Source organism: Deltaproteobacteria bacterium, assembly GCA_016178705.1.
GTDB lineage: Bacteria > Desulfobacterota > Binatia > HRBIN30 > JACQVA1 > JACOST01.
In genome coordinates this window covers 1-14,372 of record JACOST010000008.1, presented here as the reverse complement: position 1 = coordinate 14,372, position 14,372 = coordinate 1, and the positions used below count along the sequence as shown (strand labels likewise).

Genomic DNA, 14,372 nt, shown 5'->3' with positions numbered 1-14,372 from the left:
GCGCCTAGCGATCACCGACCACGAGCGCGTCTGCCGCCCGCGGGTTGAGGTCGTCGGTCGCGAGTCGCTCGCCGAGCCAGCGGCTGAAGGAGCGTGCCCCTACGACGTTCACGTGGCCTTGATTCCGCCAGCCGTCGGGAGGAATGAGATTGAGCGATCGGGTTGGCCAGAACGGAATCCTCTGCTCGGTGGCGTAGCGTTCCAGCGCCTCGACAAATGAACGATAGCCTTGTTCGCCGCCGGGTAGTGCGTCGATCGCCTGGTTCTGCACCGGCACCTCGACGACGATGACTCGCAGACCGTGTTGATGCAGTTGCGCGATGCGGGCCAGTCCATCTCGGGCATCACGGGTGATCTCGAAGGTGGCGGGATGATCCGAACGACGGCCGCTCCCCTTACGGCCTCGCCACGGAGGGCGAGGGTCGAAACCGAAGCCGTACGCCGAAATGTATTTCTCGACCCGTTGCGCGCGCTGCAGGTCGGACCAGAAGCGCGGTCCTCTCCATGCCCGGTGCGTCAGATAGTAGCGATAGGCGAGCGAGTACGTGGTCAGCCATCCCGCGAGAGTCGAGTGACCCCGGCGATATTGGAGCCAGGGCGAGCTTTCGATTGCCGCGCGCCCTGGTCCCGAGGGCAAGTAATCGAAGGGCGATGTCCCGAAGATTAGGACCTTCGGATGGTACTGCGCGACCAGGATCTCGGCCATGAGACCGCTCGTCGGCGCACCCATACCATTGACGCCGAAACTGAAGCCGTGCAGGTCATGCTCGGTACGCTGGTGGTACGCACTGCTCACGGTGATCGGGTCGATGGCGCGACAGACCACCGAGCTGCCGATGAAGAGGGAGTCGATCGCCCCCTCGCGCTCAGCGAAGCGATCCAATCGGGACAGCTGAACCTCGAATTGCCGATTCGTGCTGCCGACGCTGGGTGCCGGTAGCCACGCTCGAACGGTGTCGGTACGAGCCACCACTTCGACCGCCGCGAGCCAGGCGGCCAGCAGCGTGCATGCCAGCGCGGGGGTACGCAGCACCGACCAACCAACGCGTAGCCGCGCTCCCGCCACCGTTCGAGACACATCCTCGTCCATGAATCAGGTGAATGGGTACGATGCGATGGTCGACGATGTCAATCGGCTCTGCGACAACGCCCTCGGCGACAACGGATGACGGCTTGTGCTAGCAGAGAGTGGCCATGGCGCGTCCACCGCTGACGCTGATTGCGTACGGCTCGCTGATGAGTGGCTTCGGTCTGGCTCACCTTGGCACACTGCCGGTGGTGGCGGCGCGGCCGGTGCGGTTGCACAACTGTCGTCGCGGCTTTGGCAAGGTCTCGCAGTACGGCGATCGGTTGGCGATGATCCTCGAGCCCGTCCGCGCGAACGAGCCGATCGGCGCAAGCTACGTCGATGAGTCGCGCGATGAGCGTGACGGCATCGATGCGCTCGCGCTCACCATCTCGCTCGATGACTTTACGAGGGTTGCGGTTCGTGAAGGGTACCTCGCCGACGCGATCCAGACGTTGGCGGCGCGCGCCCGGGCGGCGGGGCAGAGTGTAGCGGAGTATCTCTGGCAGCAGTTGGTGGCCAACCACTTCGATCGTGCGAGGTACCGCCGGGCCCTGTTCGCGGCGGTGGAGTACACGTCGCCGCACTACATTCCGCATCCGGTCGCGTTGACTGGTACGGAGCCTGCGTTGACCTTCCTCGCGCCAGGACTGGAGGGCAGCGGCAGCGACGGGGTGACTCCTGTCCGTGTTGCCACGGGAGTGACTGACTGTCTCTCAGCCGTCGAAGCGTGGCGGCGCAAACCGAACGCGAGCCAACTCGATTACTTCGCGATGTGCCTGCTGGCGGAAGTGCACCACATCTCCCTGGCCGATGTCACCAATGGTCTCGACGCTGAACCTGTGCTGATCGAACGGCTGCGCGAGCGCCTCGATCGTGAACGCGGCAACGAACATGCGCGCTTTCGCACTGCACTTTGTCTCAGCGAAGCCGCCTACACGAACGCGTTTACTCAGGCCGCATGATTGCGCCGCGCATACTCTTGCCTTTTGCGTTTTGCGTTTTGACTTTTGCAATGCGGGCGCAGCCCGCCGATGTAACCGATCTCGTCGACATCGAGACGATCAATCCGCACATCCGGCTCGACATCCGCTACGCGACCTCGGACAACTTTACGCATCTCATTCTCTATCCGCGGGCGAAGTGTTTCCTGCGCCGAGCTGTGGCGGAGAAGCTCAGCCGGGCGCAAGCCGACCTGGAGCGCGTGGGGCGCGGGTTGCAGGTGTTCGACTGCTACCGGCCGCGGTCCGTCCAGAAACAGATGTGGGCGCTGGTGCCCGACGAGCGCTACGTCGCCAATCCCGCCAAGGGTTCGCGCCACAATCGCGGTGCCGCGGTCGACCTGACGCTGACAATGGCAGACGGCAAAGCGGCCGCGATGCCGACCGACTTCGACGACTTCAGTGAGCGCGCACACCGCGACTACATGCAGCTGCCGGCGCCGGTGATTGCCAATCGCGCCTTGCTCGAATTGGCAATGGCTCGCGCCGGCTTCGTCGGCTTGCCGACCGAGTGGTGGCACTTCGATGCGGCCGACTGGGAGTCATTCGATCTGCTCGACATCGAGTTCACGCACCTGCCATAGGCGCAGCGCGGCACCGGCGATCACGACATTGGCGCCCGCCACCGAAGCGACATCTGCGTGCCAACCTGGCGCAGCGGCGATGGGAGGCGGGCGAGTCGGCGAAGTGCGGTCTGTGTCTTGCTCGGGCTCTTCGTTTTCTCACGGCAGAGGACGCGCGCATGAGACGACGCCGCAACATCGGAGAACGCATGTCACGCCGCACACGAAACCTGCTCCTTTCCGGATTGATCGCCATCACGATGCTGCACGCGCACGCTGCGCGCGCCGCCGATCCAGTCCTCCTCTTCGTCACCCAGCCTCCGTTCGGCGCCGACTTCGCGACCGTGAACTCGACCTTCGGTAACCAGAATGGCGACACCGAGGCGGCGCCGCGTGGCGGCGATCTGTACATCCGCTACGCGGATGGCGCACTGCGCAACCTCACCGCCGAGGCCGGCTACGGTACCACGCCGGAGCAGGACATCGCCGTGCGCGAACCGTCGGTGCACTGGTCTGGCACCAAGGCGCTGTTCTCGATGGTCGTCGGCGGCACCACGATGAACGACTACAGCCCGGTCTTCTGGCAGATCTACGAAGTGACAGGCTTCGGAATTGGGGAGACGGTGCAGATCACCAAGTTGCCCCAGCCGCTCAATAGTAACAACGTCGCGCCGATTTATGGAACCGACGATCGCATCATCTTTGCCTCCGACCGGCCACGCAGCGGCGATCCGCTCACCTACCCGCAGCTCGATGAGTACGAGTCGACGGCGACGGTGACCGGGTTGTGGTCGATGAATCCCGATGGCTCCGACTTGCAGCTGCTCGATCACTCGGTGTCGGGCGATTTCACGCCGATCATCGCCGCCGATGGCAGGCTGATCTTCACCCGCTGGGATCACTTGCAGCGCGATCAGCAGAACGCCGAGGGCACGCTCGGCTACGGCGCTTTCAACTACGCATCGGAAACGAGTACGGAGGCGCTCAACTCCAGCGCCGAGATCTTTCCCGAGCTGCGCGAGCAGCCGAACGGATCGTTCCAGCACGCCCACGAGTTTAATTTCTTTTTTCCGTGGCAGCTCAACGAAGACGGCACCGGCATCGAGACGCTCAATCACGTCGGGCGGCACGAGCTGGCGGGCTACTTCGATTCGGCCAACGACAACCTGCCCGAGTTTATCGCGCCGACCGGTCGTCGCACCGCCGAGCTGTTGTTGCAACTCAAGGAGGATCCGAATCGGCCGGGATACTTTTACGGCACCCACGCGCCGGAGTTCGGCACGCACGCTGCGGGACAAATCATCGGCCTCAACGGCGCCGAAAGCGTTAACGCTGACGACATGCAGGTGGACTACATCACCGATCCTCTTACTAACCGCATCTTGCCCGACAACGTCGCGCAGCCGTCGAGCAATTCGGGCCACTTTCGCAACCCGGTGCCGTTGTCGGACGGAAGTCTGATCGCGGTGCAGACCGTGTCGGCGTATCAGGACCGCACCGCGACGGGCCAGTTGTCGTCGCGCTACGACTTCCATCTGGTGCGTCTGTCTGCGGGTTCGCCCTACCGCACGCCGGGCGCGCAACTGATCCCGGCGGGCATCACGAAGACGATTTCGTATTGGGACAATCAGCGCTACGAGCAAGCGACCTATAGCGGTCGGTTGTGGGAACTCGATCCGGTCGAAGTGCGCGCGCGCACGCGGCCGGCGCGCCACGTTAGCCCGTTGCCCGAGATTGAGACGCAGGTGCTCAGCGACGAACTCGGCGGACAGGCCGGCATCGATCGCTTGCGCGCATTTCTGCAGAGCAACAGCCTGGCGCTGATGGTCAGCCGCAACGTGACCCGGCGCGCCGATCGACAACAGGAGTTCAATCTCAAGATCGCCGGCAGCTCGACGCAGACCGCTGATGCGGGCGCGACGCCGACGGAGATTGCGTACCTGCAGTTGTTCCAAGGCGATCTCGTGCGCGGCTACAGCCAGTTCAACGGTGGCCGCAGGCCGATCGCGCAGCTCTTGCACGACGGACTGAACCCGGATCTGGCGGGTGCGCCACCGAGCACGGTCAAGCTCGCTGATGACGGCAGCTATGCCGCGTTGGTTCCGGCGCGTCGGGCGCTGACTTGGCAACTCGTGACCGACGCCGGCGATCCGGTGGTGCGCGAGCGCTTCTGGGTGACGTTCTCGCCCGGTGAAATCCGCGCGTGTACCAACTGTCACGGCATCAACCGCACCGATACCGTGCTGCATCAGCCGCCGCCGACCAACCCGCCGCTAGCGTTGCGCGATCTAGCGCGCTGGTGGCGCACCAACTTCGACAACGGCGGTACTCCGCTGCCGACCCGAACCGAAACGGCATCGCCAACGCAGACGCTGACGCCGTCACCAACGTCTACACCGCCACCAACAGCGCCGCCGACGATGACGGTCACACGCCGGCCGTCGCCGACCCGTACACCGAGCGCGACTCGCCGGCCCACCATAACGACGACGCCGACGATCACCCGGCGGCCGTCGCTCACGCCGACTCGCACGCTCACCCGGCGGCCGACGCGGACGCGGACAACGACTCCCACGGCCACGTTGACGCGCAGCCCGGTTCCCACGCGCACGAGAACGCGCACCCGTCGTCCAACCGTGACACCGACGCCGACGAATACGCGCCGACCCACTATCACGCCGACTCGGACGCTGACGCGGCGGCCGACGATCACGCGCACGCCGACGGTTACGCGTCCGCCCACACGCACGGCGACAGGCGTTGTCTAGGTGCCTGCAGCCGGGCCAGCCGGCTACAGGTCTTTGCGATAGAAGTACTCGACGCTTGCGCTGATGTCGTGCAACGTTCGGGTGTGCGGCCCACGCGTGTAGCCGCGCTTTTCGTATAACCGGTGCGCGTCGAGGAAACGGGTATCGCTCCACAGTTCGACGAACGCGGCTGTGCGTCGCCGCGCTTCGCTCTCGATCAATCCGCACAGGCGGTTTCCCAGTCCGATGCGGCGCGCGTCCTTGGCAACGTAGAGTTTGCGCAGCTCGATGCCGCCTGCGGCGTGCGCGGGTGTGAACCCGACGCAACCCACCACGCGGCCGGATAGCTCGGCGATCCAGAAGTGCCCGCCCGCGGCTTCGAACGTCGTGGCGATGGTGCGCAACTCCGGCGCCTCGCCATCGACGTCGAGAATGCAGTTGGGATACTCGCGGAAGACGGCGTCGATAAGCGCGATCAATGCCGGCCCGTCATCATCACACGCGTCACGAATCGCTACTGAGTGCACGCGCCGCAGTGTAACGCGCCGTTGCGGGTGACGCCACGCCAGCGGCACTCGACATGCCGATCGCTTCCGGGTAGGGCGACGCCATGATGAAGCCGTCTTGTCGGCATGAGCGCGCGTCAACGATGTGAGGCTCGGCGATGCCAGGTACGCTCTACGTTGTTGCGACGCCGCTGGGAAATCTCGAGGACATCTCGGCGCGCGCGTTGCGAATCTTGCGCGAGGTGCAATTGATCGCCGCCGAAGACACTCGCCACAGCCGCAAACTCCTCGCGCACTTCGACATCCACACACCGCTGATTAGCTACTACGACCAGATCGAGCGCGAACGCGCCCCCGAATTGATCGAGCGGCTGAAGGCCGGCAAGTCGATCGCGTTGATCTCCGACGCCGGCACACCCGGCATCGCGGATCCCGGCTTTCGCTTGGTGCGTGCGGCCGTCGAAGCAGGTATCAAGGTGGTGCCGATCCCCGGTCCGTCGGCGGTCGCCGCGGTGCTGAGCGTATGTGGCTTGCCCACTGATCGTTTCGTCTTCGAGGGCTTCGTGCCGGCGCGTGCCGTGGCGCGGCGGAAATTCCTTGACACACTCATCGGCGAAGAGCGAACCATCGTTGTATACGAAGCGGCGCGGCGCTTGTCGGAGAGCTTGGCCGATTTGATCGCTGCACTCGGAGCCGACCGCGAAGTCGTCGTCGCGCGCGAAGTGACGAAGTTGTTCGAGGAGATTCTCCGCGGCACGGCCACCGACGTGCTCACGCGACTGCCGAGCGCCGGCGTGCAAGGCGAAGTGACGTTGGTGATCGCCGGCGGCAAGGCTGCGCGGGTGGCGCCAATCGAAGATCTCGACACCGCGATCACGCGGCTCAAGGGTGAAGGACTGCATACAGCCGAAATCGCGCATCGGCTGGCGGCGACGCATCATCTCCCGCGGCGCGCGTTGTACGCGCGAATCGTCAAGTCGAACCCGTCGTGAGCGGAACGGATCAAGAGGGAAGGCCTCCACCCTGGCCCTCCTCCGTTCGCGGAGGTGCTCACGGAGGAGGGAACCTGAAGGTGGTTGGTGAATCAAGGCGACGATCAATTCAGTGCGCAGCGTGCGTGAACGTTCCCTCCTCTGCGGCACCACTCGCCGCGGAGGAGGGTTAGGGTGGAGGCTCCGAATCCGAGTGTCGCTCACCGTGCGGATGCGGGGCAACTACTACGGGTTTTCCTCCGGTTGACAAGCTTCCGATCTGTCCAGTACAAAATTACCCACATGTCTTCGTGCGCCGCCACCGGTCGGATCGCGCTTGGAGCCTGCAATCCCGGCCGGTATTTTGCACGCACGCACGCACGCACGCGCTAGTTGCCTACCGATCGCTGACGGTTCCTCGCCATGTGGGCGAAGGATCGGATGGATTCCCGCCTGATGATTGCGGGAATGACGGACCGGAGTCCAGATCCGATCCGGTGGGGACAGGCCTCCGTGCCTGTCCGGCGGTCCGCCAGGAGTGCCCAGCATGACCGCCGTGCTCACCGCAGCAATCAAAGCGAGCAGCGAATAAAGCAGTCCGAAAAAAGGGAGAGGTGGATCATCATGAGAACACGATCATCGATCGCTATCACTGCGGCCCTGCTGTGGGCCAGCACGGCTACGGCCGTGCCGCTGCCCGCAACCAGCCTCAACACTTGCCAGAGCACGGTGAAGACCGCCTCCAAAACCTACGCCGACAATTACCTCAACGCGGTGGCCACCTGCCTGCAGTCCATCGCCGGCAAGGTGATCAAAGATCACGCTGCCATCACCACGATTGTGGCGGGGAGCTGCGCCACCCAGTTTCGCAACATCCACGACACCCGCGGCACCGGCAAGAGCTTGGGCGAGAAGCTGACGGCGGCGATCGACAAGAAGTGCGCGCCGGGCATGCTCAACGTCACCCACGGTGTGCCCGACGTGCTCGGACCCGGGGCAGCGCTGAGCGAGCCGATTGAAGCGGACAACATCAACACCTGGTGCGCGCAGTTCGGCGGCGATGGCTCGATCGACACGCTGCACGAGTGGAGCGGCTGCATCGCCGCCTCGCATGCGTGCGCCGCGCAGCAAGCCATCGTCACACAGTATCCGCGCGCGCTCGAATGGCTGGCGGACGTACGCACGGTGATGGCGACGTTGCTTCCACCAGTCAGCGATCCCACCAAGATCAGCGACGCGCTGGCCGGTCTCGATGCGGTGGTGGCCGCCATCGACGGGCCGGACGCCGACGGGCAGCCCAACCTCCAATGCGGATCGAGTTGCGGTGACGGAGCGAAGAACGGCAGCGAAGCCTGCGACGGCAGCGATTTGGGCGGCGCGAGTTGCACGAGTCTCGGCTACGCTATCGGCACGTTGAGCTGCACGGCCACGTGCGGCTTCAATGTCAGCGGCTGCGACTGTCGCACCGCCACGGGGACGGCGGCGGTAGGTGATGTGCTGAGCGGCAAGACCTTCTCCAACGCCAGCTCAGTCGGGATCACGGGCACCATGCCGAACAACGGCGCCGTCACACTGACGCCGGGCACCGCCGATCAAACCATCGTTGCCGGCTACCACAATGGATCCGGCAAGTGTGTGGGTGACACCGACTTGGTGGCGGGCAACATCAAGAGCGGCGTCAATCTGTTTGGCATCAACGGCAGTTCCTCGGTGGTCGACACTAGCAGTGGCACCGCGGTCGCCGCCGATATGCTCAGCGGCAAGACCGCCTTCGTTAACGGCAGCCTCGTCACCGGCAGTGTACCCGCCGGGTCGAACGTGAGCGGCGCCAACGGCTTGAAGACCTTCACCATCCCCAACGGGCTCTACGCCGGCTCCAAGACGGCCACCGCGAATGATACGAACCTCGTGGCGAGCAACATCCAGAGCGGTGTCACCATTTTCGGCGTGGTGGGAACGGCAGCGTCCTCAACCTGCGGCAACGGTATCAAGGACGGCAGCGAGCAGTGCGATGCCTCCGATCTCGGTGGTCAGACATGCACCGGACTCGGCTACGCCCTCGGCGGGTCGCTGACCTGCACGGCGGGCTGCGGCTTCAACGCCAGCAACTGCGTCGCGCAAGCGTTCCCTGAGACCGGGCAGACGACCTGCTGGGATGCGGGTGGGGCGATCATTGCGTGCGCCGGCACCGGGCAAGACGGCGATGTGAAAGCCGGGACGCCCCTCGCATTTACCGACAACGGCGACGGCACGATCACCGACAACAACACCAAGTTGGTATGGGAGAAGCTCTCGGACGACGGCTCCATCCATGACAAGGATGACATCTACACGTGGACCACGGCTCAGACGACCAAGATCGCGACGCTGAACAGCATGGCCTTCGCCGGGAAGACCGACTGGCGATTGCCGAACGCCAAGGAAGTGCAGAGCATCATCAACTACCAGAACTCCAATCCAGCGGTGAGCCCGGCCTTCAACACGGGGTGCGTCGCGAGTTGCACGGTGCTGACGTGCAGTTGCACGGTGAACGACTACTACTGGTCGTCCAGCACGATGCAGAGCACGCCATCGAGCGCGTGGGGCGTCCACTTCGATAACGGTGCCTTCGCAGTGGGTCCGAAGTCGAGTAGCAACTACGCGCGGGCCGTTCGCGACGGGAACGTGAATCCAGCGCCGCCAGTACCGCCGGCGCCAGCGCCGGTGCTGGCGACGGGGCAGACCACGTCGTACGGAGCCGGCAGCGACGGCGCGGTGCAAAAGGGCGCCACGCACTCGTTCAACGACAATGGCGACGGCACGATCACCGACAACGCGACCGGGCTGATGTGGGAAAAGAAGAGCGACGACGGCTCTATCCACGACAAGGACGACACTTACACCTGGGGCATGACGTCGCCGCCGTACACGATGAACGGGACGATGGTGACGGCCTTCCTGGCGACGCTGAATGCGGGGGGTGGATTTGCCGGGCATACGGACTGGCGCATCCCGAACGTGAATGAGCTACACAGTATCGCGAACTATCAGAACGTGAACCCCGCGGTTGACGCGGCGTTCAACATGAACTGCGCCGCGAGTTGTACGGTGCTGACGTGCAGTTGCACGCAGTCCGATTTCTGCTGGTCGTCTACTACCTACCAGCTCGTCCCGGACCTCGCGTGGGACGTGGGCTTCTTCACCCCCTACGTGGGCGCGCACAACAAGACCAATGGCGTCTCCGTGCGTGCCGTCCGCGGCGGCTCATAGAATTGGCAAGGCCCGAGGCTCGGGTGGCCTCCACCCTATCCCTCCTCCGTTCACGGAAGTGTTCACGGAGGAGGGAACCTGAAGGTGCAGGCGCGACGCGCAAGAGTTCCCTCCTCTGCGGCACCACTCGCCGCGGAGGAGGGTTAGGGTGGAGGCCTCTTCTTCCGACCGCCGCGCTACACGCCCTCGAAGTATCGCCGCGGGTTGTGGATCAGCATCGCGTCGATCTTCTCCTTAGTCACGCCAGCGTCGCGCAGTGCCGGCACGATGTTCTTGAAAACGTGCGTCGGCTTCCAGTTCGTTAGCTGCGACTCAGGCACCGGCAGCGAGCGGCCACGCCAGCACCATACGGTGTCGTGCGAGAGTACGATCTGATTTTCGCAGCCGATGCCGAGCAGGCCGATCAATGCGGCCTTGCGCAACCGATCGGGATGGATGAAGTCGAGTCCGAAGCGATCGAAGCCGAGGTAGGCGCCGCGGTCGAGCATGTCGGTGTGATATTTGAGATCCGCGCTGCCGCACGAGTGGCCGATGATCACGCGCTTCAAGTCGACACCCTCCGAGGCGAACAAATCGAGCTGCTCGCGGCCCATCGTGCCGTCCTCGGTGTGCGTCGTAATCGGCGCACCGGTGGCCTTGTGGGCGCGCGCCGCGGCGCGAATGACTTTCTCTTCATATTTTGTGATCTGGTGCGCGCCGGTGGCGATCTTGATGACGCCAGCCTTGATGCCGGTGGAACCGATGCCGACGTCGATCTCGTTGATGAAGCCCTCCGCCATCTCCTTGATCACGTCGGTGAACTGACCGCGGAATTTGAAGTACGGAGTGGCGCCGGACTCTTCCTTATAGAGGCCGGTGGCGCAGATGATGCGCACGCCGGTGGCTTGAGATACTTCGGCGGCTAACTCGACGTCGCGACCAAGATCAATCGGGCAGGGATCGAGCAGCGTGCGCATCCCGAGCGCCTTCAGCTCCTGCATGTGGTCGACACAGAGCTTGATCGTGTCCTTGCGGTTGAACGCCGGCGCGGCGACATCCGCATCCCACCCCGGCCAGCCGATCACCAGATGCTCGTGCATCAAGGTGACGCCGAGGTCGGCTGCGTTGCACGGACCGAGCACAGTATTGAGCGTTGCCATGATCGCCTCCTCTCGCTCTAGTGACGGATGGAAAATTCGTGAAACTCGCCGCTCGCTTCGCCCCAGTTGGTCTCGACATGCGAGACCAGCGCGCCGCGCGGCCCATCGTGACACCAAACGGCAAGCTGTTCCAAGCGCCCGCGGGAACCCTCGGCGATCACTTCGACACTGCCGTCGCGGCGGTTGCGTACCCAGCCCGCCACTTGGAGGCGCCGCGCCTCATCGAGCACCGCGTAGCGGAAGCCGACGCCCTGGACGCGTCCGGTGATGACGAGCTGGAGACGTACGGCCTGCGATGCGTCGGCCATCAATTCAGTCACCGACGAGTGCGCGCAGCCCGCGTTCGTCGAGCGTGCGGACGCCCAGTTGTTTGGCCTTGTCGAACTTCGAGCCGGGTTCGTCACCGACGACGACGTAGTCGGTCTTCTTCGACACACTGCCGGTGATCTTTCCGCCCTGGGCCTCGATCAAGCGAACGACTTCGTCGCGCGGCATCGACAGGGCGCCGGTGAGGACGAAAGTTTTGCCCGCTAGTTTGTCGCCGCGGGTGCGGCGCTCGACGGTCGGACGGATGCCGGCGCGCGTGAGCCGTGCGATCACGGTGCGGTTGTCCTTCTGGTCGAAGAAGGCGCGAATCTCCCGTGCCGTTTCGGGGCCGATGTCGCGCACGGCGAGCAACTCTTCTTCGGTTGCACTTTGCAACGCGTCGATGCTGCCGAACTGCTCGGCCAATACCGCGGCCATGTGCTCGCCGACTTGCGGAATCCCGAGCCCGTTGATGAAGCGAGCAAGCGTGGTGCGCTTGCTGCCGGCGATCGCGTCGACGATGTTTTGCGCCGACTTATCGGCCATGCGTTCGAGATCGGTCAGTTGCTCTTTGGTCAGGTCGTAGAGATCGGCGATGGTCTTCACCAGCCCGCTGTCGATCAACTGCGCGACCAACTTGTCGCCGAGGCCGTCGATGTCGAGCGCGTACTTGGAGGCAAAGTGCCGGACAGTCTCACGCAGCTTGGCGGGGCAGCTCATGCCGATGCAGCGGTACGCGGCCTCGCCTTCCTCGCGCAGGACTTTGCTGCCGCACACGGGACAGGTTGCGGGCATGCGGAACTTGCGCTCTCTGCCGGTACGCTCGCCGGTGACGACTCCAACGACGTAAGGAATGACATCGCCGGCGCGCTCGATGATCACCATGTCGCCGATGCGCACGTCTTTGCGCTCAACTTCGTCCATGTTGTGCAACGACGCGTTGGAGACGGTCACGCCGCCCACCGGCACCGGTTCGAGTTCGGCGACCGGGGTGAGCGCGCCGGTACGTCCGACCGAGGCGAGGATGTTCCTGACTCGCGTGCGCGCTTGTTGGGCCTTGAACTTGAACGCGATCGCCCAGCGCGGCGAGCGCGAAACCTCGCCGAGTCGGCGCTGGAGATCGATGCTGTTGACCTTGGCAACGATGCCGTCGACCTCATACGGCAGCGACTCGCGACGTTGGCTGATCTCGGTGTGGTAGCTAACCACTTCATCGGCGCCGGTGCAGCGACGATTGAGCGGATTGATTTTGAGGCCCCAACCGCGCAGCGCAGCAAGGAAGTCCCAATGAGACGCGAAGGCAGCGCCTTCGATTTGCCCCGAACTGTGACAGAAGATGTCGAGCGGGCGCTGCGCGGTGATGCGCGAATCGAGTTGGCGCAATGATCCCGCGGCGGCGTTGCGGGGGTTGGCGAAAGGCGGCTCGTCGCGTTTGGCCCGGTCGCGGTTGAGTCGTTCAAACGCGGCGCGCGGAAAGATGACCTCACCGCGAACTTCGAGCCGCGCTGGAATCGGTGCGCCGCGCTGACGGCGGAGTTCCAGTGGGACGCTGCGAATCGTCTTCACGTTGGCCGTCACGTTCTCACCCGTGGTGCCATCGCCGCGCGTCGAAGCGATGGTGAGGGCGCCGTCGACATACACGAGTTCGACGGCGAGACCGTCCAGCTTGGGCTCGACGATGTACTCGACTGCGTTGGTGGTCTTGAGTCCGCGGCGAACCCGCTCATCGAATTCCTGGAACTCCGCGGCGGACATGGCATTGCCGAGCGACAGCATTGGAATCGTATGGCGAACGCTGGCGAACGTTTGCGCCGGCGGGGCACCGACTCGCTGGGTCGGGGACGCCGGGTTGCGCAGGTGGGGAAACGCCTCTTCGAGTTCGACCAAGCGGCGAAACAACTGGTCGTACTCGGCGTCGGGGATCTCCGGCTGATCAAGGACGTGGTAGCGGTGGTTGTGGTGCTCGATTGCGGCACTCAGGCGGGTGATTTCGCGCGCGGCTTGTGATTCGCTCAGCTTCCCCGCTGGTGCGGCCGCCGGAGTCATGGGTGGTGACTACAACCGATTTTCGCGCCGGGCAACGGAATGGCGCGCGGCGATCAATCCGAGCCGCTGAAGATCGTATTGACACAGGGGGGGGCTGTTGGTAGGAAGCACTTTTTGCGCCAGGCCAATCGTCGGGTGGATAGGAATATTGGGGATCCGCAGGGCGGAGTGGCGTGGCGGTTGGCCGATGTAGCTCCAATGGTAGAGCGACTGACTTGTAATCAGTAGGTTGCCAGTTCGAGTCTGGCCATCGGCTCCATAGCGACGGAGAGGTACCCGAGTGGCCAAAGGGAGCAGACTGTAAATCTGCCGGCGTCAGCCTTCGGAGGTTCGAATCCTCCCCTCTCCACCATGACTTGAAGGCGCGCATTCGGCGACGATTGGGAAGGATGTTGTGCGGGAGTAGCTCAGTTGGTTAGAGCATCAGCCTTCCAAGCTGAGGGTCGCGGGTTCGAATCCCGTTTCCCGCTTTTTGAGAAGTGAAGTTAAGGAGCCCGATTCGATTGGTCAGTGTGCGCGGTACGCCCAGGTAGCTCAGTCGGCTAGAGCACCTCCTTGGTAAGGAGGAGGTCGGCGGTTCGATTCCGCTCCTGGGCTTTTGTGCACGACAACAGACGCAGGTTGAGGCACGCAGCAGATGGCGAAGCAGAAATTCGAGCGCAAGAAGCCGCACTGTAACGTGGGGACGATTGGGCACATCGATCACGGCAAGACGACGCTGACGGCGGCGATCACGAAGGTGCTGGCGGAGCAGGGGATGGCGCAGTTCATCGCCTTC

General features: G+C 64.1%; 11 protein-coding genes and 4 tRNA genes. 10 read left to right on the top strand and 5 right to left on the bottom strand.

Going from position 1 to position 14,372, the window contains the following annotated elements:
* Positions 1-4: 4 nt before the first annotated feature.
* On the bottom strand, positions 5-1,078 hold the full coding sequence (locus tag HYR72_03360) for a hypothetical protein (protein MBI1813992.1): 1,074 nt from the start codon (positions 1,076-1,078) through the stop codon (positions 5-7).
* A gap of 116 nt (positions 1,079-1,194) precedes the next feature.
* Between HYR72_03360 and HYR72_03355 the strand changes: the two genes are divergently transcribed.
* The 3 genes from HYR72_03355 to HYR72_03345 all read left to right on the top strand — a co-directional run bounded on the left by HYR72_03355 (position 1,195) and on the right by HYR72_03345 (position 5,398).
* Complete coding sequence (locus HYR72_03355) at positions 1,195-2,031, top strand: hypothetical protein (protein MBI1813991.1); 837 nt, start codon at positions 1,195-1,197, stop codon at positions 2,029-2,031.
* On the top strand, positions 2,028-2,651 hold the full coding sequence (locus tag HYR72_03350; GenBank protein ID MBI1813990.1) for a M15 family metallopeptidase: 624 nt from the start codon (positions 2,028-2,030) through the stop codon (positions 2,649-2,651). The genes HYR72_03355 and HYR72_03350 overlap by 4 nt, the downstream gene beginning before the upstream one ends.
* A gap of 188 nt (positions 2,652-2,839) precedes the next feature.
* Entirely contained in the window at positions 2,840-5,398 is a 2,559-nt protein-coding gene (locus HYR72_03345) for a hypothetical protein (protein MBI1813989.1), read from the top strand.
* A 23-nt stretch (positions 5,399-5,421) separates the two neighbouring features.
* Here the strand turns inward: HYR72_03345 and HYR72_03340 are convergent, their stop codons facing one another.
* Entirely contained in the window at positions 5,422-5,952 is a 531-nt protein-coding gene (locus tag HYR72_03340; GenBank protein MBI1813988.1) for a GNAT family N-acetyltransferase, read from the bottom strand.
* Between the two features lie 89 nt (positions 5,953-6,041).
* Here HYR72_03340 and rsmI point away from each other — a divergent pair, with 89 nt between their 5' ends.
* Positions 6,042-6,875: a 16S rRNA (cytidine(1402)-2'-O)-methyltransferase gene (gene rsmI, locus HYR72_03335; GenBank protein MBI1813987.1), complete on the top strand. Its 834-nt coding sequence runs from the start codon at positions 6,042-6,044 to the stop codon at positions 6,873-6,875.
* Between the two features lie 603 nt (positions 6,876-7,478).
* Positions 7,479-10,103, top strand: coding sequence for a DUF1566 domain-containing protein (locus HYR72_03330; GenBank protein ID MBI1813986.1), 2,625 nt, complete (start codon positions 7,479-7,481; stop codon positions 10,101-10,103).
* A 176-nt stretch (positions 10,104-10,279) separates the two neighbouring features.
* Here the strand turns inward: HYR72_03330 and HYR72_03325 are convergent, their stop codons facing one another.
* From HYR72_03325 to ligA, 3 genes are read right to left on the bottom strand one after another with little or no spacing between them, the layout of a single operon-like run.
* Positions 10,280-11,242 carry a phosphotriesterase gene (locus HYR72_03325; protein MBI1813985.1) on the bottom strand — a complete coding sequence of 321 codons (963 nt, stop codon included), beginning with the start codon at positions 11,240-11,242 and terminating at the stop codon, positions 10,280-10,282.
* 17 nt (positions 11,243-11,259) lie between these two features.
* The gene (locus HYR72_03320; protein MBI1813984.1) at positions 11,260-11,550 is read right to left on the bottom strand and encodes an acylphosphatase; all 291 of its coding nucleotides are present in this window, start codon (positions 11,548-11,550) and stop codon (positions 11,260-11,262) included.
* A 4-nt stretch (positions 11,551-11,554) separates the two neighbouring features.
* Positions 11,555-13,594 carry an NAD-dependent DNA ligase LigA gene (gene ligA, locus HYR72_03315; protein MBI1813983.1) on the bottom strand — a complete coding sequence of 680 codons (2,040 nt, stop codon included), beginning with the start codon at positions 13,592-13,594 and terminating at the stop codon, positions 11,555-11,557.
* Between the two features lie 183 nt (positions 13,595-13,777).
* Between ligA and HYR72_03310 the strand changes: the two genes are divergently transcribed.
* The 5 genes from HYR72_03310 to tuf all read left to right on the top strand — a co-directional run.
* Positions 13,778-13,853, top strand: a tRNA-Thr gene (locus HYR72_03310).
* A gap of 7 nt (positions 13,854-13,860) precedes the next feature.
* Positions 13,861-13,946 (top strand) — tRNA-Tyr (locus tag HYR72_03305).
* Positions 13,947-13,990: 44 nt separating this feature from the next.
* Positions 13,991-14,064, top strand: a tRNA-Gly gene (locus HYR72_03300).
* Positions 14,065-14,117: 53 nt separating this feature from the next.
* Positions 14,118-14,191 (top strand) — tRNA-Thr (locus tag HYR72_03295).
* Positions 14,192-14,231: 40 nt separating this feature from the next.
* On the top strand, positions 14,232-14,372 hold a 141-nt coding region (gene tuf / locus HYR72_03290), incomplete at its 3' end, for an elongation factor Tu (GenBank protein MBI1813982.1).

Bases quoted from the DNA above. Each gene is read 5' to 3' on its own strand.
- HYR72_03355 (MBI1813991.1), top strand. From the start codon at position 1,195: ATGGCGCGTCCACCGCTGACGCTGATTGCGTACGGCTCGCTGATGAGT.
- HYR72_03350 (MBI1813990.1), top strand. From the start codon at position 2,028: ATGATTGCGCCGCGCATACTCTTGCCTTTTGCGTTTTGCGTTTTGACT.
- HYR72_03345 (MBI1813989.1), top strand. From the start codon at position 2,840: ATGTCACGCCGCACACGAAACCTGCTCCTTTCCGGATTGATCGCCATC.
- rsmI (MBI1813987.1), top strand. From the start codon at position 6,042: ATGCCAGGTACGCTCTACGTTGTTGCGACGCCGCTGGGAAATCTCGAG.
- HYR72_03330 (MBI1813986.1), top strand. From the start codon at position 7,479: ATGAGAACACGATCATCGATCGCTATCACTGCGGCCCTGCTGTGGGCC.
- HYR72_03325 (MBI1813985.1), bottom strand. From the start codon at position 11,242: ATGGCAACGCTCAATACTGTGCTCGGTCCGTGCAACGCAGCCGACCTC.
- HYR72_03320 (MBI1813984.1), bottom strand. From the start codon at position 11,550: ATGGCCGACGCATCGCAGGCCGTACGTCTCCAGCTCGTCATCACCGGA.
- ligA (MBI1813983.1), bottom strand. From the start codon at position 13,594: ATGACTCCGGCGGCCGCACCAGCGGGGAAGCTGAGCGAATCACAAGCC.